Source organism: Variovorax sp. JS1663 (assembly GCF_002157355.1).
GTDB lineage: Bacteria > Pseudomonadota > Gammaproteobacteria > Burkholderiales > Burkholderiaceae_C > Variovorax.
In genome coordinates, this window is sequence record NZ_LYMK01000040.1 from 37415 (window position 1) to 57803 (window position 20389).

Consider the following 20389-nt stretch of genomic DNA (forward strand, 5'->3'; position numbering starts at 1 on the left):
TGGTTGTCGAAAATCCGGATCGCTGTCGTGCAGCCCTACCAGTGGCCGATCTGGATGCCGGCCTTCACTTCGCGCCGGTTCCACTGTTCGATGTCCTCGTGGCGGATCGTGGGAAAGCGCTTGCGTGCACGCAGCCATGCGAACAGCCGCGCCGCCATCTCGGCGCGAACGCCGGCGTGGGCCTCCGAGCGGCCGAGGTCCTCGAACTCGCCGGGGTCCTGCGCGAGGTCGAAGAGCTGCGGCGGCAGCCCCTGGTAGTCGATGTACTTCCAGCGCCGCGTGCGCACCATGGTCATCTGGCAGGCATCCACCGGCTGCCCCGAGGGCAGGCGCACCTCGTCGCGGAAGGCATAGCTGTTCTCGCTGAACACGGCCTCGCGCGGCGCCGCCTCGGAGCGGCCGTGCAGCAGCGGCTGCAGCGACCGGCCCTCCAGCCATTCGGGCGCAGCCGGCAGGCCCAGCGCCTCGAGGAAGGTCGGCACCAGGTCGATCGCCTCGACCAGTTGGTCGCAGGCCGTGCCCCGCGTCGCATCGGCCTCGGCACGCGGATCGACGACGATCAGCGGCACCTTGACGATGGTGTCGTGGAACAGCTCCTTCTCCCCCAGCCAGTGGTCGCCGAGGTAGTCGCCGTGGTCGCTGGTGAAGACGATCAGCGTCTCGCGGTCCAGCCCGCGCTCGCGCAGGAAGGCGAACAGGCGGCCCAGTTCGTCGTCGATCTGGGTGATCAGGCCCATGTAGGTCGGGATCACGGTGGCGCGCACCTCGTCGCGGCTGAAGCTGCGGCTGGGCTCGGTCTGGCGGAAGCCCTGCACCACGGGATGGGCGTTCTGCCGCTCGGCCTCGGTGCGCTGTGCGGGCAGCACGTCGCCCGCGCTGTACATCGCGTGGTAGGGCGCGGGCGCGACGTAGGGCCAGTGCGGCTTGATGTACGACAGGTGCAGCACCCAGGGGCGCTCGCCCTGCTCGGCGATGAAGTCCATCGCGCGGCGCGTCATGTAGGGTGTCTCGCTGTCCTGCGCGGGCACGCGCGCCGGCCGGCCGGCCCAGCGCATCTCCCAGCCGGAGAGCAGCTCTCCCTGGTCGCCCAGCGCCGAGTTCGCATGGTCGTGCCACGGGTTGTCGCCGCCGTGGCCCCGTGCGCGCAGGTAGTCGCAGTAGCGGTTGCCCTCCACCTTGAAGCCCGGCGGCCAGATGCCGTCGTCGCGCTCGAAGGGCTCGAAGCCGCCCTCCATCGCCAGCAGGCCGGCGCCCTGTGCGGCGTCCAGGCCCAGGCGGCGGGCGCCTTCGAGGTCGGCCTCCACGTGCGTCTTGCCCACCACGGCGCAGCGCACGCCATGCGGGCGCAGGTGCTCGCCCAGGGTCTTCTGCCCGACCGACAGCGGCACGAAGTTCCACATTGAGCCATGGCTGGACACGTAGCGCCCGGTGTAGGTCGACATGCGCGAGGCGCCGCACACCGGCCCCTGCACGAAGGCCTGCGTGAAGCGCAGGCCGCGCGCGGCCAGTGCGTCGATGTTCGGCGTGCGCAGGTGCGGGTGGCCGGCGCAGCCCAGGTAGTCCCAGCGTAGCTGGTCGGCCATGATGAAGAGAACATTTCGGACCACGTCGGTCTCCTTTGCAACTGTGGGAAAGGCTAGTTGCCGGGGGAGGTCGATTCAACGAATATCGAGTGCCATTCCGCCTGGCGGAACGTTTGAAAGGAAGGCATGGCGGCAGACGAATCGGTGCGCAGCGTTTCGCGCGCGCTGACGCTGATGCGGGCGTTGCAGGCCCGCGGCAAGGCGACGCTGGCCGAGCTGCAGCGCGAGACCGCGCTGCCCAAGCCCACCCTGCTGCGCCTGCTGCACACGCTGGAGCAGGAGCGCGCCGTCTGGCGCGCCGAGGGCGACGGCCTGTGGCGGCCTGCGCTGCAACTGGTGCCCACGCGCATCCTCTCGCCGGCGCACCAGCGGTTGATCGAGGTGGCGATGCCGGTGCTGGAGGCGCTGCGTGCGCGCATCGTGTGGCCCTCCGATCTGGCAGTGCGCGACGGCAGCGGCATGCGGCTCCTGGAGACCACGCGCCGCAACAGCGGCCTGGCCGTCAACCGCGACGAGATCGGCCTGGCGATCGGCATGCTGCGCTCGGCGGTGGGCCGCGCCTACGTTGCCTACTGCCCGGCGCCGGAGCGCGGGCGCCTGGCCCGCCGGCTGGCGCGCGAGTCGAAGTGCGCGCCGGAGGCGGTGGCGGCGGAGATGGAGGCGATCCGCCTGGCCGTGCACCGGCGCGGCTATGCCACGCGCCACCCTCGCTTCGGCGGCCACGACGAGGCCATCGAGCGCTTCGACGACCAGCTCGCGGCCATCGCGGTGCCGGTGCTGCACGGCGGCGAGGTGCTGGCGAGCATCAACATCGTCTGGCTCAAGCGCTTCGACGCGCAGGGGCGCATCGTGGCGCGGCACCTGGCCCAGCTCAAGGCGGGCGCGGCCAGCATCGCCGCCGCGTGGGCCGCCGCGTACTGATCATCCAGTGGACAGGCGCGGCCGCCAGGCGCCGGCTACCAGCGCAGCGCAGGCGTGTGCACCGGCGCGTCCCACAACCGCTTGGCCTCTTCGTCGAGCGCGGTGACGGTCAGCGAGGCGCCGGCCATTTCCAGCGAGGTCGTGTGGTTGCCCACCAGCGTGCGCGCCACCGCCAACCCCTCGGCGGCCAGCCGGCGGCGCGCGTGGTGCTGCAGCAGGTAGAGCTCCATCAGCGGCGTGCCACCCAGGCCGTTGACATGCAGCAGCACCTCGCGGCCGCGCGCGAGCGCGAGGTCCTTGAGGATGGGACCGAGCAGCAGGTCCACGATCTCGACTGCCGGCGCGAAGGGCAGGCGCTGCCGGCCCGGCTCGCCGTGGATGCCCACGCCCATCTCCATCTCGTGCTCGCCGATCTCGAAAGTGGCCACACCGGAGGCCGGCACGATGCAGCTGTTGAAGGCCACGCCCATCGAGGCGGTGCAACTGTTGATGCGGTCGCCCAGCGCCTTGCACTCGAACAGGTCGGCGCCGGCCTCGGCCGCAGCGCCGACCATCTTCTCGACGATCAGCGTGCCCGCCACGCCGCGGCGGCCGCTGGCGTGCGTCGAGTGGTCGATGGCGACGTCGTCGTCGACCACCACCATCAGGTGGTCGAGGTCGACCAGCATGTCGCTCGCCATCTGGAAATTGAGGCGGTCGCCGGCGTAGTTCTTGACGATGAAGAGCACGCCGCGGCCGGCGTTGACGCGGTGCGCGGCGGCCATCCACTGGTCGGGCGTGGGTGAAGTGAAGACCTGGCCCGGGCAGGCCGCGTCGAGCATGCCGCGCCCCACATAGCCGGTGTGCAGCGGCTCATGCCCGGAACCGCCGCCGGACACGACGGCCACTGCATCCTTCTTGGGCGCGCGCCGGCAGACGAAGGTCGGGTCGAACTCGACGGCGAGCAGCTCCTCGTGCGCCGATGCGAGGCCCGACAGGCTTTCGACGACCGCATCGTCGACGTAGTTGATGAATTTCTTCATCGCAGGTCCTCGCATGGCGAAGGTGAAAGGAGCATGGTCGGGCGATCGTGCGCGGCTGTCATGCGAGGTTCTCCGCAGTGAGGATGTCGACCCGCGGGTTGCTGACCGCCAGCGCGCCGCGCACCCCTTCGCACAGCGCCCGCAGCACGCGGGCGGCGGTGGTCACGGCGTAGTGCACGTCCTGGTGCAGCACGAAGGTCAGCGCGCCGGAGATCAGCATCGTGCGGTGCATGTCCAGCAGGTCGTGCGCGACCACGCCCAGCGAGGCGTCGTAGCCGTGCTCGGCCAGCGCGCGGTGCACGCCGTGGCTGCCGGGGCCGACGTTGTAGACCGCCGTCAGCCGCCCGCCGGTGGCCTTCGGGTCCAGCGCCTCGTGTGCGCGGCGGTAGGCCTCGTCCTCGGATTCCGGCATGTCGTCCACGCGCAGCAGCGTGGCGCCGGCGAAGCGCTCCTCCAGCACCTGTGCGAAGCCGATGCCGCGGTCGATCTCGGCGGCGTAGCGCGTGGCCGGCGACAGCAGCGCGCAACGGCCCTGGCCGGAGGGCGCCTCGCGTCCGAGCAGCAGGCCCGCCGTGCGGCCGGCGGCGCGGTTGTCGGCACCGATGAAGGTCTCGCGCATCGAGCCCGCGACGTCGGAGAACAAGGTGACCACGTGCACGCCGTTGCGCACCAGCTCGTTGACGGCCAGCTTGACGGCCGGCGTGTCGGGGGCGAGCAGGGCGATGCCGTCCATGTCCGCCAGCTGCGCCAGCGCCTCGGCGAAGGCGCCCGCATCGTGGGCCGGCAGACGGCGCGTCACCTCGGTGATGTGCTGGTGGCGGAAGTCGCCGGCCGCCTGCGCGACCACGCGGTCCACCAGGTCGAAGAAGCCGCGCCGGGTCGAAGGCAGCACGAAGGCGAAGCGGTAGCTCTCGGTGGAACGCGGCCGGCCGCGCATCGGCAGGGCGCCGCCCAGCTCCTTCATGGCGTCGCGCACGCGCTGCACGGTGACCGGGTTGACGCCGGGACGGCTGTTCAGCACGCGGTCGACGGTGGCGGTGCTGACGCCGGCCGCCTCGGCGATCTGGGTGATGGTGACGGAAGTGGCCAAGTGCGGAAAGCGCCTCAATAAATCAATCAGGAGTGTCGCCCATCTTCCGGGCCCGACGCACCGGGCTATCCCGGGCCTGCCTACCTTCGCTCGGCGATGTCATGAGGTCTTAGGGTTTGCGTTGATTGATTTATTTATTGCCATCTTTATTCTTCCATTCAGTTCCTTCTGCGGCACGTGCCGCCGGCCATGTCACCCCCACACAGGAGATGAGCACATGAAGAGCTTGAACAGGCGATCGACTTTGGCCGCGGCACTGCTCGCGGCGCTGGGCTTGGCTTCGGGCGCCGCGCAGGCGCAGACCAAACAGCTCACGCTGTGCTGGGCGGCCTGGGACCCGGCCAATGCGCTGGTGGAGCTGTCGAAGGACTTCACCGCCCAGACCGGCGTGCAGATGAAGTACGAGTTCGTGCCCTGGCCCAACTTCGCCCAGCGCATGCTCAACGAGCTCAACTCCAAGGGCAAGCTGTGCGACCTGCTGATCGGCGACAGCCAGTGGATCGGCTCGGCCGCCACCGAGGGCCACTACATCAAGCTCAACGAGTTCTTCGACAAGAACGGCATCAAGATGAGCGACTTCATGCCCGCCACCGTCGAGGGCTATTCGACCTGGCCCAAGGGCACGAAGAACTACTGGGCGCTGCCCGCGATGGGCGACGCGGTGGCCTTCACCTATCGCAAGGACTGGTTCGCGCGGCCCGAGCTGCAGGCCGAGTTCAAGACCAAGTACAACCGCGAGCTCGCCCCGCCCGCGACCTGGGACGAGTTCAAGCAGATCGGCCAGTTCTTCCAGAACCGCACGATCGACGGCAAGAAGGTCTACGGCGCGGCCCTCTACACCGAGCGCGGCTCCGAGGGCATCACCATGGGCGTGACCAACGTGCTGTACGCGCACGGCATGCAGTACGACAACCCGAAGAAGCCGTACGACATGAAAGGCTTCATCAACGGGCCCGAGGCCGTGGCCGGGCTCAAGTTCTACAAGGAGCTGTTCGACTGCTGCACCCCGCCCGGGCATTCCAATGCCTACATGACGGAGGACCTGGACTCCTACAAGTCGGGCCAGGTCGCGATGCAGATGAACTTCATCGCCTTCTTCCCCGGCATCGCGAAGGACCCGAACGTGGGCGGCGAGAAGACCGGCTTCTTCACGATGCCCAAGGCGAAGATCGCGGCCGCGCAGCTCGGCGGGCAGGGCATCTCGGTCGTGAAGTACTCCGACAAGAAGGATCTGGCGCTCGAATACATCAAGTGGTTCGCGCAGCCCGCCGTGCAGCAGAAGTGGTGGGACGCGGGCGGCTTCTCCTGCCACAACGCGGTGCTGTCCAAGCCGGGCTTCGAGAAGAGCACGTCGTACGCGCCGGTGTTCCTCGATTCGATGAAGATCGTCAAGGACTTCTGGCAGGAGCCCAGCTACGCCCAGCTGCTGCTCGCCATGCAGAAGCGCACGCATGACTACGTGGTGGCCGGCAAGGGCACGCCGCAGGAGGCGATGGACGGCCTGCTCAAGGACTGGACCGAGGTCTTCAAGGAAGACGGGAAGATCAAGCCTTGAAGCGCGACACGGTGGAGCCCGGCATGAGCGCAATCCCTGTGGCCACGGCGGTTCGCGCCGAGCCTGCCGAGGCACCCGCCGTCCCCGGCCGCCTGGCCCAGGGCCTTTCCGACCGGGCCCTGGCCTGGCTCTTCGTCGGCCCGACCATCCTGCTGCTGCTGGCCTTCAACATCTTCCCGCTGGTGTGGACGATCTGGCTGTCCTTCACCAACTACCGCGCCAACCGGCCCGGCGCCGATGTGCTGTGGGTCGGCCTCGGCAACTACTCGCGGGTGCTCAACGACGAGGCGATCTGGGAGAACATGCGCGCCACCGCGCACTTCCTGACCTGCTCGATCACGCTGCAGCTGCTGCTGGGCTTCGGCCTGGCGCTGATGCTGAACCGGCGCTTCAGGAGCCACAGCTTCTGGAGCACCGCCATCCTGCTGCCGATGATGCTGGCGCCGGCAGTGGTCGGCACCTTCTGGAAGTACTTCTTCGAGCCGCAATACGGCATCTTCAACTACATCGTCAACTTCTTCGGCGGCCCTGGCAGCTTCACCATGCTGGGCGACACGCAGCTCTCGCCCTGGGCCATCGTGCTGGTCGACACCTGGATGTGGACGCCCTACGTGATGCTGCTGCTGCTGGCCGGCCTGCGCTCGATCCCGCCCTACCTCTACGAGGCCGCCGAGATCGACCGCGCCAGCGAGTGGACCAAGTTCTGGCGCATCACGCTGCCGATGGTGATGCCCTTCATCATCCTCGCGGTGCTGTTCCGCCTGATCGAGAACTTCAAGATGTTCGACCTGGTGGACCAGCTCACCAACGGCGGGCCGGGCTCGGTGACCGAGCTGGCCTCCATCAAGCTCAAGCGCGAGGCCTTCGAGAAATGGCGCACCGGCTACAGCTCGGCGCTGGCCATCATCCTCTTCGTGGCCATCTACGGGCTCTCGCTCGTGACGGTGCGCTTCCTCGACCGGGTGAAGCAGCGATGAAGAACACGGTGCACAGTCCTTTGGACCCGACGCCGCGCGCCAAGGCCTTCGCCGGCATCGTCGTGATCGGCTACGCGCTGATCTCGCTGATCCCGCTGGTGTGGATCCTGATGACCAGCTTCCGCACGCCGCAGGATGCGATCGCCTACCCGCCCCAGGTGGTCACCCAGCCCTCGCTGATCGGCTACGTCAACCTGTTCACCACCCGCTCGCGCGTCGGCGCGCAGGAGCTGGCCGCACTGCCGCCGCCGGCCACCTGGTACGAGGGCCTGGTGCGCGAGCAGCAGATGATCCTGGCCGGCCCCTCGCGCTTTGCCGACCGCTACCTCAACTCGGTGCTGATCGGCTTCGGCTCGACCTTGCTGTCGGTGGTGCTGGGCACGCTCGCGGCCTACGCCTTCTCGCGCTTCCGGGTGCCGGGCAAGGACGACCTGCTGTTCTTCATCCTGTCGACGCGCATGATGCCGCCCATCGCGGTGGCGATCCCGGTGTACCTGATGTACCGCGCGGTCGGCCTGTCGGACACGCACCTGGGCCTGATCCTGCTCTACACGGTGGTCAACCTCTCGCTCGCGGTATGGCTGCTCAAGGGCTTCATGGACGAGATCCCGCGCGAGTACGAGGAGGCCGCGATGGTCGACGGCTACACCCGCTTCCAGGCCTTCGTGAAGGTGGTGCTGCCGCAGGCGGCCACCGGCATCGCGACCACGGCCATCTTCTGCCTGATCTTCGCGTGGAACGAGTACGCCTTCGCGCTGCTGCTCACCAGCGGCACGGCGCAGACCTCGCCGCCCTTCATCCCGACCATCATCGGCGAGGGCGGCCTCGACTGGCCGGCCATGGCCGCGGGCACCACGCTGTTCCTGCTGCCGGTGCTGGTGTTCACCGTGCTGCTGCGAAAGCACCTGCTGCGCGGCATCACCTTCGGAGCCATACGCAAATGAAGCCAATGAATGTGCCGACCCGACGCTGGTTCGCCCGTTCGCGCTGGGAGCCGGCCAGCATGGCCCTGATCGGGCTGGGCCTCGCGATGCTGATGCAGCCCTGGTCGCTGGACATCTACAGCTGGTCCTTCGCCGTGCTGCTGGCCGGCGTCGCCGGCTACACGGTCGCCGGAAAGCTGCACTGACATGGCCGAGATCCGCATCCGGAACCTGCACAAGCGCTTCAGCGATTTCGTCGCGGTGCGCGACTCGACGCTGACGCTGGACGACGGCAAGTTCGTCGTCCTGCTCGGCCCTTCGGGGTGCGGCAAGACCACCACGCTGCGCATGCTCGCGGGGCTCGAGTTCCCGACCTCCGGCTCCATCACCCTGGCCGGCCAGGACGTGACCTACCTGCGCCCGCGCGAGCGCGACATCGCGATGGTGTTCCAGCTCTTCGCGCTCTACCCGCACCTGGGCGTGCGCGGCAACCTGGAGTTCCCCCTGCGCAACGAAGGCCTGCCGCGTGCCGAGATCGACCGCCGCGTCGCCGACGCAGCCGCCATCCTGCGCATCGAGCACCTGCTGGGTGCGCGCGTGGGCGGGCTCTCGGGCGGCGACCGGCAGCGCGTCGCGCTGGGCCGCGCCATCGTGCGCCAGCCCCAGGCCTTCCTGATGGACGAGCCGCTGGGCACGCTCGACGCCGAGTTCCGCGAGCTGATGTGCGTGGAGCTGCGCAAGCTGCACGCGCGCCTCGCCACCACCACCGTCTTCGTCACCCACGACCAGAACGAGGCGATGGCGCTGGCCGATCACATCGTGGTGATGGACCGCGGCGAGATCCTGCAGTCGGACACGCCGGGCGGCATCTACAACGTGCCGAGCTGCATGTTCGTGGCGCGCTTCATCGGCCGGCCGCCGATGAACTTCCTGCCCGTCGCGGGCGCGCTGCGCGCGGGCGACGAGGCGGTGTCGCTGGCCGGCGTGCGCGTGGGGGTGCCGCGTACCGACGCGGGCGCGGCCGCCGCTGTCCTTGGCGTGCGGCCGGAGCATGTGCGCATGGGCGCTGCGGAGCAGGGGTTGGCGGCCGAGGTGCGCCATGTCGAGTACTTCGGCTCGCACTGGATCGCCGAGCTCGCCACCGCGGGCGGCACGTTGAAGGCGGTGGTCGACAAGTCGCAGCGCCCGGCGCCGGGGGAGCGCGTCGCCGTCGGCTTCGACACCGCGCGCGTGGTGCTGTTCGACGCCGCCACCGAGCAGTTGCTCGCCAGCGCCGCGACGCGCGAACACCGGGAGGGCCTGCGCCATGGCCAGCATTGAGCTCAGCGGCGTCAGCCGCGCCTTCGGCGAGGTCCGGGCCGTGACCGACCTGAGCCTCCAGGTCGCCGACGGCGAGTTCCTGGTGCTGCTGGGCCCGAGCGGCGCGGGCAAGACCACCACGCTGCGCCTCGTCGCCGGCCTGGAGCGGCCGGATGCGGGGCGCGTCCGCATGGACGGCCGCGACGTCACCGACAGCCTGCCGGCGAGTCGCGACTGCGCTTTCGTGTTCCAGCAGTATTCGCTCTACCCGCACCTGAGCGTGTTCGACAACCTGGCCTTCCCCCTGCGATCGCCCCTGCGGCGCAGCGAACCGGCCGAGGTCAGGCGCCGCGTGGAGGAGGTGGCGGCCCTGCTGCACATCGAGGCCAAGCTGGCCCGCCGCGCCACCGAGCTCTCGGGCGGCGAGATGCAGCGCGTGGCGATCGGCCGCGCGCTGGTGCGCCGGCCGCGCGTGTTCCTGATGGACGAGCCGCTGTCCTCGCTCGACGCCCAGCTGCGCGAGGAGCTGCGCGTCGAGCTGCGCCGGCTCCAGCGCAGCACCGGCGCCACCGTGATCTACGTGACCCACGACCATGTGGAAGCCACCACCATGGCCGACCGCATCGGCATCCTCGAGCGCGGCGTGCTGCAGCAGCTGGGCACGCCGCTCGAGGTCTACGGCGATCCGTGCACCCTGCCGGTGGCGCAGCGCCTCGGCTCGCCGGCCATCAACGTGCTGCCGGCGCAGTGGTTCGATGGGCGCGCGCCCGCCGGCACCGCGCACGTCGCGATCCGGCCCGAGGACGTGCGCCTGTCGCCGGAGGGCGAGGCCGCGGGCTTCCGCGTCATCGAGTGCTCGCTGGTGAAGCACCAGCTGGTGGCCGAGCGGCAGGGCATCGAGGTGCACGCGCGCGTGATGCTCGACCAGCCGCTCGCGCCGGGATCGCCCGCGCGCTTCGGCTTTCCGGCCGAGCACTGCCTTTTCTTCGACGCAGCCGGCCGCCGCCTGGCGGCCGCCGCACATCCGGGAGTCCTATGAAGACGCACCACATCATCGAGGCGGTGGAGGCCGTGCAGGCGGCGATCCTCGCCAACGAGAGCCAGATCGAGTCGCTGGACCGCGCCATCGGCGACGGCGATCACTTCATCAACGTGCGGCGCGGCTGCGAGGTGCTGATGGGCCTGCGCGGCGAGATCGCGCCGCTGCTCCCGGCCGAGGCCTTCGGCAAGATCGGCATGAAGCTGCTGTCCACCATCGGCGGCGCCTCGGGGCCCCTGATCTCGAGCTTCTTCATCGCGATGGGCAAGAGCCTGGCCGGCCTGGCCGAGCCCGATCGCATCCAGTTCGCCGCCGCCTTCGCCGCCGGCGTCGAGGCCATCAAGAGCCGCGGCAAGGCCGACCTGGGCGAGAAGACCATGCTCGACGTGCTGATCCCGGTGTCGCGGCTGCTGCAGCGCCTGGCCGAGCAGGGCGCGCCGCTGCAAGCGGTGTGCGGGCAGCTCACGGCCGAGGCGCACCGCAACATGCTCGCCACGCGCGACATGACCGCCACCAAGGGCCGCGCCTCCTTCCTCGGCGAGCGCGCCATCGGCCACATCGACCCCGGCTCGAAGACCTGCGAGGTCGCCATCGCCGCGGTCTGCGACACCCTCAAGGAGCCGGCATGAAGAAGTTCGTCAACGAGGTGGATTCGATGCTGCGCGAATCGCTCAGCGGCCTGGTGGAGGCGCACCCGCAGCTGCTGCGCGTCGAGTTCGAGCCCACCTTCGTCGCCCGGCGCGAGGCTGCGGCGAACAAGGTGGCCCTGATCTCCGGCGGCGGCTCGGGCCACGAGCCGCTGCATGCCGGCTTCGTCGGCCGCGGCATGCTCGATGCGGCCTGCCCGGGCCAGGTCTTCACCAGTCCCACGCCCGACCAGATGCTGGCCGCCGCCGCCGCGGTCGACACCGGCCGGGGCGTGCTCTTCATCGTCAAGAACTACGCCGGCGACGGCATGAACTTCCAGATGGCGGCCGAGATGCTGGAAAGCGGAAACGCCACCGTGCTGGTCAACGACGACGTGGCGGTCGAGAACTCCACCCACACCACCGGCCGCCGCGGCGTGGCCGGCACGCTGGTGGTCGAGAAGATGGTCGGCGCGCTGGCCGAGCAGGGCGCGGCGCTGGCCGAGTGCAAGGCGCTGGGCGACCGGGTGAACGCGGCGACCGCCTCGATGGGCGTGGCCTTCACCAGCTGCACGGTGCCGGCGGCCGGGCGGCCCACCTTCGACATCGGGCCCGACGAGATCGAGATCGGCGTCGGCATCCACGGCGAGCCGGGCCGCCGGCGCGCGGCCCACATGCCGGCCGACGAGATCGTGCGCACGCTGCTGGATGCGATCCTGGGCGACCTGAAGCCGCAGCGCGGCCGGCAGTTGCTGCTGCACGTCAACGGCTTCGGCGGCACGCCGCTGATTGAGCTCTACCTGCTGCACCACGCGGCCGGCCGGCGCCTGAAGTCCGAGGGCCTGGCGCCGGTGCGCTCGCTGGTCGGCAACTACACCACCTCGCTCGAAATGGCCGGCGCCTCGCTCACCGTGACCTTGCTGGACGACGAGCTGATGGCGTTGTGGGATGCGCCGGTGCACACGGCGGCGCTGCGCTGGTAGGCAGCGTTCGACCGCCCGGGCGCTCCACGACGGGGCCCGCGATCTGCCGTTGGACAGAAGCCGCGACGATGCCTACCATCGCCCCGATGCAGCTCGAGATGCTGAAACCCGGCCTGCGCCACACGCAGTCCATCGTGGTGGACGAGCACCTCACGGTGCCCGCCGTCTCGCGCGCCTTCACCGGCTTCGCCGACATGCCGGAGGTCTTCGCCACCGCCTTCCTGGTGGGCTTCGTCGAGTGGACCTGTATCGAGGCCCTGAAACCCCTGCTGCCCGCCGGCACCCAGACCGTGGGCGTGCACGTCGACCTGAGCCACAACTCCGCGACGCCGGTGGGCATGCGCGTCACGGCCGAGGTGACGCTGGCCGAGGTCGAGGGACGGCGCCTGGTGTTCCACGTGCGCTGCCGCGACGAGGTGGACCTGATCTGCGAGGGCGTGCACGAGCGCGCCCTGATCGACGGCGCGAAATTCAGGGCGCGGGTGGCCAGGAAGCAGGGCGCGGCCTGAACGTGCGGCGCCGGCGTTCCGGCGCGCACGATGAGGAGGAGGTGCGAGCGACATGGATCCGCTGTGGGTGCGCTTCGACCGCTTCGAGCTGGCCGAGGCCGAGGCACGGCTCTCGCGCGAGGGCCAGCCGGTCGCGCTCGCGCCCAAGGCCTTCGGCGTGCTGTGCGCACTGGTGCGCGACGCGCCCCGGCTGCTCACCAAGGACCGCCTGCTCGACGAGGTCTGGGGCCACCAGCACGTCAGCGAATCGGTGCTCAAGACCACCATCAGCGAGCTGCGCGTGCAGCTGGGCGACGACGCGCGCCAGCCGCGTTGCATCGAGACGGTCGCGCGGCGCGGCTATCGCTTCGTCGCCGCGCTGGCGCCGGCAGCCCAGGCGGCCGCGGGTCCGGCGATCGCCGAGGACGCCGCGCCCCTGATCGGTCGCGCCGCGGCGCTTCGTGAACTGCGCGCAGCCTGGGAGCGTGCGCAGGCTGGCCAGCGCCAGGTGTTCTGGATCGCCGGCGAGGCCGGCGTCGGCAAGACCACGCTGATCAACGGCTTCGTCGCCGGGCTGGGCGGCGGCGCAGTGTGCGCGCGCGGCCAGTGCGTCGAGCAGTTCGGTGCCGGCGAGCCCTACCTGCCCGTGCTGGAAGCCCTCGGCAGCGTCTGCCGCGGCGACCCGGCCCTGGTCACGCTGATGCGCAGCGTCGCGCCGACCTGGCTGCTGCAGATGCCCTGGCTGTGCACCGACGCCGAGCGCGAGGCGCTGCGCCGCGAGCTGGCGGGCAGCAGCCAGCACCGCATGCTGCGCGAGCTGGGCGAACTGCTCGATCGCCACACCGAGTCCCGGCCGCTGCTGCTGGTGACCGAGGACCTGCACTGGAGCGACGACGCCAGCCTGCGCCTGCTCGACCACATCGCGCGGCGGCGCGGCCCGGCGCGGCTGATGTGGCTGGCCAGCTTCCGTCTGGCCGAGGTGATCGCCGAGGACCATCCTCTCAAGGGCTTGCGCCACGAGCTGCGCCTGCACCGCCTGTGCCACGAGATCATGCTCGACCCCTTCTCCGAGCGCGAGGTGGCCGACTACATCGAGCGCCGCCTGCCCGGCGCCGGCCTGCCCGAGGCGCTGGTGAAGCAGCTCCATGTCCACACCGACGGGCTGCCGCTGTTCGTCGTCAACGTGGTCGACGACCTGGTGTCGCAGGACGCGCTGGGCGCCACGCCGTCGGCCGCGGCCCTGCCCGTGCCGGAGAACCTGGCCGGCGTGATCGAGAAGCGCATCGAACGCCTGCCGCCGGAGCAGTGCCGGCTCCTGGAGGCCGCCAGCGTGTGCGGGGTCGAGTTCCGGCCCGAGACGCTGGCCGATGCACTGGCGCTTGACCCCGCCTGGGTCGGCGAATGCTGCGAGGCGCTGGTGCAGCGGCAGCAGTGGCTCGGCCGCCCGGCCGTGGGCCGCCGGGCCGATGGCGTGGTGGAGGCGCGCCATGCCTTTCGCCACGCGCTCTACCGGCACGTGTTCTACCAGCGCGTCGGGGCGATGGCGCGGGCGCAGATGCACGGGCGCATCGCGCTGTCGATGGCGCGCAGTCGCGCCGCGGGCCAGGCCGTCGCCGCCGCGGAGCTGGCGACGCACTTCGAGCGCAGCCACGACGTGGCCGCCGCCCTGCGGCACTACGTGGAGGCGGCCGAGAACGCGCTGCAGCACTTCGCGCCGACCGAGGCCATGAGCCTGACGGCACACGCGCTCACGTTGCTGCCCCATTGCGCGGATGCACAGGAGCGCGACGCGCTCGAGATGGCGGTGCTGGGCCCGCGCGGCGTGGCGGCGACGCAGCTCATGGGCATCACCGCGCCGACTGCGGTCGCGGTCTACGAGCGCATCCAGGCCCTGTGCGGAGCCGTGCCGAGCCACATTTCGCGCGCGCTCGAAATGGGCCTGGGCTGGGTGCTCTACGCCCGCGGCGACTACGTGGGTGCCCGGGCCCAGGCCGCGCGCGTGGAAGCGCTGGCGGCGCAGCGGCAGGACCCGGTGCTGGAAGCAGCGGCCTGCAACCTGCTGGGCGCCACCCTGTGCCTGCAGGGCGAACTGGCCGCCGGCCTGGAGCGCCTGCATCGGGGCCTGGAGGTGTTCGCCGGTTTCGCCGAGCGCGTGTCCTACGTGCCCTTCGTCGTCGACCTCGGCGTGGCAATGCATGCGCGCCTCTCGGTGGCCCTGCTGCTCGTGGGCCGCGTCGACCAGGCGCGGGCCGAGGCGCGCGCGGCCGAGGCGCGGGCCGCCGCGGTGGGGCAGCCCTTCGCCAAGATGCTCGCGATGGCTTTCGACGGCAGCGTGGAGATGTACCTGGAGCGGCCCGCGCGCGTGCTGGAGATCGCCGATGCGCTGCTCAAGGCCGCCGAGGACAACGCCTTCCCCGAGGGCGCCGCGCCGGGCCGCTGGATGCGCGGCTGGGCGCTGGCGCAGACCGGTCAGCCCGAACTCGGCCACGCCCTGATGGTGGAGGCGTTCCAGATGCAGGCGGAGCGAGGTCGTGCGGGCGGCGGCAGCACGACCATCCTCGGCCATGCCGCGGCGGCGCTGCTGCAGGCCGGCCGACTGGCCGACGCGCGGGCACGACTGGACGAAGCATTCGCCCTGGCGGGGCGCATCGGCGAGACCACGTACCGGCCCGAGCTGCTGCTGCTCGAGGGGCGGTTGGCGCTCGCGCACGGTGAGCGCGAAACCGGCCTGGCCGCGATGCGCTCGGCAACGCGCGAGGCGCTGGCCCAGCAATCGCTGTGGCTGGCGATGGTGGCGCAGGTCGCGCTGTGCGGGCAGCCCGACGCCACCGCCGATGACCGCGACGCGCTGGCGCGCCTGTTCGCGACCCTGCCGGAAGGCCACGACACCCCGCTCGCCGCCCGGGCCCGCGCCCTGCTGGCCGCCTGAATCGTCCGCGCGTTCGGACTGAATCCGGACCCAAACCCGACCGAACGCCGACCGTTCCCGAACGACGCCGGGGCGCGGCGCGCCTACCGTTGAGGCCAGTCCAGCACGGCTTCAACGATGACCCTCGATCAGCACCCGCACTACCCGAGCAGCCTGAGCTACGTGCTCAAGCTGCACCGCGATGCCGCACCCGGGCGCGGCCAGCTCTGTGGCCGGCTCGAGAACATCGCCTCCGGCCACAGCTTCCGCTTCGCCAGCGTCGAGGAACTGCTGGCCGGCCTGGCGCGCGACGCGGCCGGCGGCGGCGCCGCGGGAAGCCTGCGCGAGGACAACTGAGCGACTGAGCAACCGAACCACCCGCACCACGGAGATCCCCATGTTCACCCGCCCCCCGCAAACCCCCGCGCCGCGCGCCGTCCGGCCCCTGCTGGCGCTCGCCTGCGTCCTCTCGCTCGCGGCCTGCGCCGGCCTGCCTTCGCGCGAGCCGGCGCCGGCCATCAAGGCGGGCGGGGACTACGCGAGCAGCCAGGCCTTCACCGCCGACACCAGGCCCTGGCCGCAGGACGCCTGGTGGACGGCCTACGGCGACCCCCAGCTCGACGCGCTGATCGCCGAGGCCCTGCAGGGCGCGCCCTCCGTCGCCGTGGCCCAGGCCCGCCTGCGCCAGGCCCAGGCGCTGGCCGACAGCACCGCCGCCGCGCGCGCACCGCAGCTCACGGCCAACGCCTCGGTCAGCGCGCAGAAGCAGAGCGAGAACTACCTGAGCCCGGCCTCGGCCACGCCCTCCGGCTGGCACGGCTACGGCCGAGCCACGCTGGACCTCTCGTGGGACCTGGACCTCTGGGGCCGCCAGCGCGCCGCGCTGGCCGCGGCCACCTCGGAGGCGGACGCCGCGCTGGCCGACGTCGCGCAGGCCCGCCTGGTGCTCGCGACCGCCATCGCCTCGGCCTATGCCGAGCTGGCCCGCCAGCACGCCGCGCTGGAGACCGCGCAGGCTGCGCTCGGCGTGCGCAGCCGGACCGCCACCCTGTTCGGCGACCGCTTCACGCATGGGCTGGAGATCCGCGGCAGCGTGCGCCAGGTCGATGCGCGCCGCGCGGCCGCCGAGGCCGAACTGCTGGCCATCGGCGAGCAACTCGCGCTGCAGAGGAACCGCATCGCCGCGCTGATGGGCGCCGGTCCCGACCGCGGCCTCGCGATCGCGCGCCCGGCGGTCCGGCTCGCCCAGCCCTTCGGCCTGCCGGCGCAGCTGTCGGCCGAGCTGCTGGGCCGCCGGCCCGATCTCGCCGCCGCGCGCCTGCGCGCCGAGGCGGCGGCCAGGCGCATCGACCAGGCCGAGGCCGCCTTCTATCCCAACGTCAACCTGGTCGCCTTCATCGGCGTGCAGTCGCTGGGCCTGGACATGCTCACGAAGAGCGGCTCGGGCATCGGCAGCATCGGCCCGGCCGTCTCGCTGCCGATCTTCGACGGCGGCCGGCTCCGGGCGCAGCTGCGCAGCGCCGACGCGGGCCATGCCCAGGCCGTGGCCGACTACGAGCGCATCCTGGTCCAGGCGCTGCAGGAGGTGGCCGACGCGGCGGTGAGCCAGCGCGCCATCGGCGCGCAACTGGACAAGACCGGCGAGGCGGTGGACGCGGCGCGCGAGGCCTGGCGCATCCAGCAGGAGCGCTACGAGGGCGGCCTCGCGACCTACCTCGACGTGCTGAACGCCGAAGACAGCCTGCTGGCCAACCTGCGCACCCAGAGCGACCTGCAGTCGCGCTCGTTCGCGCTCGACGTCGCGCTGGTGCGCGCGCTCGGCGGCGGCTACGCAGCGCCCCAACCCTGAACATTCCAAGGAGTCCGACCATGTCCAAGAACGAAACCGAGTTCCTCGAAGCCGTCGCCAAGACGGAAGTCGAGGCCGAGATCCAGACCGACCAGCGCAACCGGGTGCGCCGCCGGCGCCTCTTCGTCGCCCTCGGCGCGACCGTGCTCGCCGCCGGCAGCGCCTTCTGGGCCTACGAGCGCTTCTACGCCTCGCACTTCGTCTCCACCGACAACGCCTACACGGCGGCCGAGACCGCGCAGGTCACGCCGGCCGTGGGCGGCATCGTCCGCGAGGTGCGGGTGTCCGACACCCAGCCGGTGCGGAAGGACGAGGTGATCGTGCAGCTCGACGACACCGATGCGGTGCTCGCGCTGGCCCAGGCCGAGGCCGAGCTCGGCCGCGCCGTGCGCCGCGTTCGCGGCTACGTGGCCAACGACGACAGCCTGGCCGCGCAGATCGCCGCGCGCGCCTCCGAGGAGAAGCGCGCCGCCGCCCAGGTGGCCGCCGCCCAGGCCGACTTCGAGCGCGCCGAGATCGACCTGAAGCGCCGCGCCGCGCTGGCCGGCTCCGGCTCCGTCTCGGGCGACGAGCTGACCAGGGCCCGCAACGCCTTCGAGACCGCGCGCGCCAACCTCGCCGCCGCGCAGGCCCAGGCCGCGCAGACGCGGGCCACGCACCAGGCCGCCATCGGCTCGCGCGAGGCCAACGCGGTGCTGATCGCCGACGCGACCGAGGACAGCAACCCCGAGGTCGCCCTCGCGCGTGCGCGCCGCGACCAGGCCCGCGTCAACCTCGAGCGCACCGTGATCCGCGCGCCCATCGACGGCGTGGTCGCGCGCCGCACGGTGCAGGTGGGCCAGCAGGTGCAGGCGGGCGCCGCCCTGCTGTCGGTGGTGCCGGTGGCGCAGGTGCACGTGGACGCGAACTTCAAGGAAGTGCAGCTCGACCGCGTGCGCATCGGCCAGGCGGTGGAGCTGAAGTCCGACCTGTACGGCAGCGCCGTCACCTACCACGGCGTGGTCGCCGGCCTGGCCGGCGGCACCGGCTCCAGCTTCGCCACCATCCCGGCGCAGAACGCCACCGGCAACTGGATCAAGGTCGTGCAGCGGGTGCCGGTGCGCGTGTGGCTGGACCCGGACGAGCTCGCGGCGCGGCCGCTGCAGGTGGGGTTGTCGATGACGGCCACCATCGACACGCGCGGCACCGGCCACTGAGGGACTGGCCATGTCCGCTCACCACCCCCAGCCGCTGCAGGGCGGCATGCTCTGGCTCGCGGCCGTCGTGCTGGCCGCGGCCAACTTCATCGCGGTGCTCGACATGACCATCGCCAATGTCTCGGTGCCCAGCATCGCCGGCAGCCTGGGCATCAGCAGCAGCCAGGGCACCTGGGTCATCACCTCCTACGCGGTGGCCGAGGCCATCGTCGTGCCGCTGACGGGCTGGCTGGCCGGGCGTTTCGGCGCAGTGCGGGTCTTCGTCAGCGCGATGGCGCTGTTCGGGCTGTTCTCCGCCGTGTGCGGGCTGTCCACCTCGCTGGGCATGCTGGTGACCGGGCGCATCCTGCAGGGGCTGTCGGGCGGCTCGCTGATGCCGCTGTCGCAGACGCTGCTGCTGCGCATCTTCCCCAGGGAGAAGGCCGCGGCCGCCACCGCGCTGTGGGCCATGACCACGCTGGTGGCGCCCATCCTCGGCCCCATCCTAGGCGGCTGGCTGTGCGACCGCTATGCCTGGCCGGTGATCTTCTTCATCAACGTGCCGCTGGCGATCCTGTGCGCGCCGGTCGCCTGGCGCATGCTGCGGCGCTACGAGGAGGCGCGCGTGCGCGCCCCCATCGACAAGGTGGGCCTGGCGATCCTGATCGTCTTCGTCACCGCGCTGCAGCTGATGCTGGACCTGGGCAAGGAGCACGACTGGTTCTCCTCGGCGCTGATCCGCGCGCTGGCGGTGGTTGCGGCCGTCGGCTTCTGCGCCTTCCTGATCTGGGAGCTGACCGAGCGCCACCCGATCGTCGACCTGCGCGTGTTCCGCCACCGCGGCTTCGCCGCCGCGGTGCTGACGCTGGGCCTGGGCTTCGGCGCGGTGTTCGGCGTCAACGTGCTCACGCCGCTCTGGCTGCAGAGCTACATGGGCTACACCGCGACCTGGGCCGGCCTTGCCACCGCCTGGAGCGGCGTGCTCGCCGTGGCTGCGGCGCCCATCGCCGGCATGCTGATCGCCAAGGTCGACCCACGGCGGCTGGTCTTCTGCGGCCTGCTGTGGCTGGCCGGCGTGACCGTGCTGCGCGCGGTCGCCACCACCGACATGACCTACTGGCAGATCGCCGTGCCGCTGATCGTGATGGGCTTCGGCCTGCCCTTCTTCTTCGTGCCGTTGACGGCGCTGGCGCTGGGCAGCGTGGAGGAGCACGAGACCGCCTCGGCCGCCGGCCTGCAGAACTTCCTGCGCACGCTGTCGGGCGCGGTCGCGACCTCGGTGGTCACCACCGTCTGGGAGGACGAGACCGCCTACCGCCACGAGGAGCTCGCCGGCATCGTCGACCGCGGTGGCGAGACGGCCCGCGCGCTGGCCCAGTCGGGCTTGTCGCCGGACGCGGCGCGCCAGATGCTCGACAACCTGGTCCAGGGGCAGGCCGTGATGCTGGCGACCAACCAGGTGATGCTGATGGTGGCGCTGGTCTTCTGTGCCTCGGCCTTCTTCATCTGGCTGGCGAAGCGGCCCACGCGCACGATCGACATGTCGCAGGCGGGCCACTGAAGGAACGTCTCTTTTTGCACGGTTTGGCGCGATCGTTGGAGCCCCACCGCGAAATGTGACTTTCGCCACTTCCATGCGCGGCCGCTCAGCGCTTCAATAAAACCAATTACTCCACCATGTTCACCGCACTGCTCCATTCTTCCCTGCGCCGCTGGCGCCGCCCCGAGAGGCGGCTCCGGCGCCTGGAGGTCTTCGCGCAGGCCCATGGCCAGACCATGCTGATCGACTGCCAGCGGCACGGCGGCTGGTGGTCCGGCGTGGTGAAGATCCGGGAGGCCTCGCAGGACCGTGTGGTGCACGTGTGCTGCGAGCTGCGCGCCACCGCCGACGATGCGCTGGGCGACGCGGAGCACGATGCGCAGCGGCTGCTGCTGATGTTCGTGCAGTAGC

The 20389-nt window shown here is 71.2% G+C and carries 19 protein-coding genes; 16 read left to right on the forward strand and 3 right to left on the reverse strand.

Annotated elements, in window-relative coordinates; all coding sequences use genetic code 11:
* Positions 1–35: 35 nt before the first annotated feature.
* The gene (locus tag A8M77_RS26525) at positions 36–1607 is read right to left on the reverse strand and encodes an alkaline phosphatase family protein (RefSeq protein WP_202820662.1); all 1572 of its coding nucleotides are present in this window, start codon (positions 1605–1607) and stop codon (positions 36–38) included.
* 102 nt (positions 1608–1709) lie between these two features.
* Here A8M77_RS26525 and A8M77_RS26530 point away from each other — a divergent pair, with 102 nt between their 5' ends.
* Positions 1710–2504 carry a helix-turn-helix domain-containing protein gene (locus A8M77_RS26530; RefSeq protein ID WP_086924520.1) on the forward strand — a complete coding sequence of 265 codons (795 nt, stop codon included), beginning with the start codon at positions 1710–1712 and terminating at the stop codon, positions 2502–2504.
* Between the two features lie 35 nt (positions 2505–2539).
* Here A8M77_RS26530 and dhaK (A8M77_RS26535) read toward each other — a convergent pair whose 3' ends face one another.
* Complete coding sequence (gene dhaK, locus A8M77_RS26535; protein ID WP_086924521.1) at positions 2540–3526, reverse strand: dihydroxyacetone kinase subunit DhaK; 987 nt, start codon at positions 3524–3526, stop codon at positions 2540–2542.
* A gap of 58 nt (positions 3527–3584) precedes the next feature.
* A complete protein-coding gene (locus A8M77_RS26540) occupies positions 3585–4616 on the reverse strand; it encodes a LacI family DNA-binding transcriptional regulator (RefSeq protein ID WP_143694763.1) in 1032 nt (343 codons plus the stop codon).
* Positions 4617–4833: 217 nt separating this feature from the next.
* Here A8M77_RS26540 and A8M77_RS26545 point away from each other — a divergent pair, with 217 nt between their 5' ends.
* From A8M77_RS26545 to A8M77_RS26615, 15 genes are all read left to right on the forward strand, one after another.
* The gene (locus A8M77_RS26545) at positions 4834–6171 is read left to right on the forward strand and encodes an ABC transporter substrate-binding protein (RefSeq protein ID WP_086924523.1); all 1338 of its coding nucleotides are present in this window, start codon (positions 4834–4836) and stop codon (positions 6169–6171) included.
* A 23-nt stretch (positions 6172–6194) separates the two neighbouring features.
* Complete coding sequence (locus A8M77_RS26550; protein ID WP_086924542.1) at positions 6195–7148, forward strand: carbohydrate ABC transporter permease; 954 nt, start codon at positions 6195–6197, stop codon at positions 7146–7148.
* Positions 7145–8092: a carbohydrate ABC transporter permease gene (locus A8M77_RS26555; RefSeq protein WP_086924524.1), complete on the forward strand. Its 948-nt coding sequence runs from the start codon at positions 7145–7147 to the stop codon at positions 8090–8092. The genes A8M77_RS26550 and A8M77_RS26555 overlap by 4 nt, the downstream gene beginning before the upstream one ends.
* A complete protein-coding gene (locus A8M77_RS26560) occupies positions 8089–8277 on the forward strand; it encodes a hypothetical protein (RefSeq protein ID WP_086924525.1) in 189 nt (62 codons plus the stop codon). Before A8M77_RS26555 ends, A8M77_RS26560 begins: the two co-directional genes overlap by 4 nt.
* 1 nt (position 8278) lies before the next feature.
* Positions 8279–9391: an ABC transporter ATP-binding protein gene (locus A8M77_RS26565; RefSeq protein WP_086924526.1), complete on the forward strand. Its 1113-nt coding sequence runs from the start codon at positions 8279–8281 to the stop codon at positions 9389–9391.
* Complete coding sequence (locus A8M77_RS26570) at positions 9378–10409, forward strand: ABC transporter ATP-binding protein (protein ID WP_086924527.1); 1032 nt, start codon at positions 9378–9380, stop codon at positions 10407–10409. Before A8M77_RS26565 ends, A8M77_RS26570 begins: the two co-directional genes overlap by 14 nt.
* Entirely contained in the window at positions 10406–11038 is a 633-nt protein-coding gene (gene dhaL / locus A8M77_RS26575; protein ID WP_086924528.1) for a dihydroxyacetone kinase subunit DhaL, read from the forward strand. The genes A8M77_RS26570 and dhaL overlap by 4 nt, the downstream gene beginning before the upstream one ends.
* Complete coding sequence (gene dhaK / locus A8M77_RS26580; protein ID WP_086924529.1) at positions 11035–12018, forward strand: dihydroxyacetone kinase subunit DhaK; 984 nt, start codon at positions 11035–11037, stop codon at positions 12016–12018. The genes dhaL and dhaK (A8M77_RS26580) overlap by 4 nt, the downstream gene beginning before the upstream one ends.
* Before the next feature lie 68 nt (positions 12019–12086).
* Positions 12087–12527 (forward strand): thioesterase family protein, encoded by a 441-nt coding sequence (locus tag A8M77_RS26585; RefSeq protein ID WP_086924530.1) that lies wholly within the window; start codon positions 12087–12089, stop codon positions 12525–12527.
* A 52-nt stretch (positions 12528–12579) separates the two neighbouring features.
* Positions 12580–15435, forward strand: coding sequence for an ATP-binding protein (locus A8M77_RS26590; RefSeq protein WP_086924531.1), 2856 nt, complete (start codon positions 12580–12582; stop codon positions 15433–15435).
* Positions 15436–15552: 117 nt separating this feature from the next.
* Positions 15553–15771, forward strand: a complete 219-nt coding sequence (locus A8M77_RS26595) for a hypothetical protein (RefSeq protein WP_086924532.1) — start codon at positions 15553–15555, stop codon at positions 15769–15771.
* A 40-nt stretch (positions 15772–15811) separates the two neighbouring features.
* Complete coding sequence (locus A8M77_RS26600; protein ID WP_086924533.1) at positions 15812–17263, forward strand: efflux transporter outer membrane subunit; 1452 nt, start codon at positions 15812–15814, stop codon at positions 17261–17263.
* 20 nt (positions 17264–17283) lie between these two features.
* Positions 17284–18459, forward strand: a complete 1176-nt coding sequence (locus A8M77_RS26605) for an HlyD family secretion protein (RefSeq protein ID WP_086924534.1) — start codon at positions 17284–17286, stop codon at positions 18457–18459.
* Positions 18460–18469: 10 nt separating this feature from the next.
* Positions 18470–19999: a DHA2 family efflux MFS transporter permease subunit gene (locus A8M77_RS26610; RefSeq protein ID WP_272947455.1), complete on the forward strand. Its 1530-nt coding sequence runs from the start codon at positions 18470–18472 to the stop codon at positions 19997–19999.
* A 116-nt stretch (positions 20000–20115) separates the two neighbouring features.
* Entirely contained in the window at positions 20116–20388 is a 273-nt protein-coding gene (locus A8M77_RS26615) for a hypothetical protein (RefSeq protein ID WP_086924535.1), read from the forward strand.
* The last annotated feature ends 1 nt before the right edge of the window (position 20389 follow it).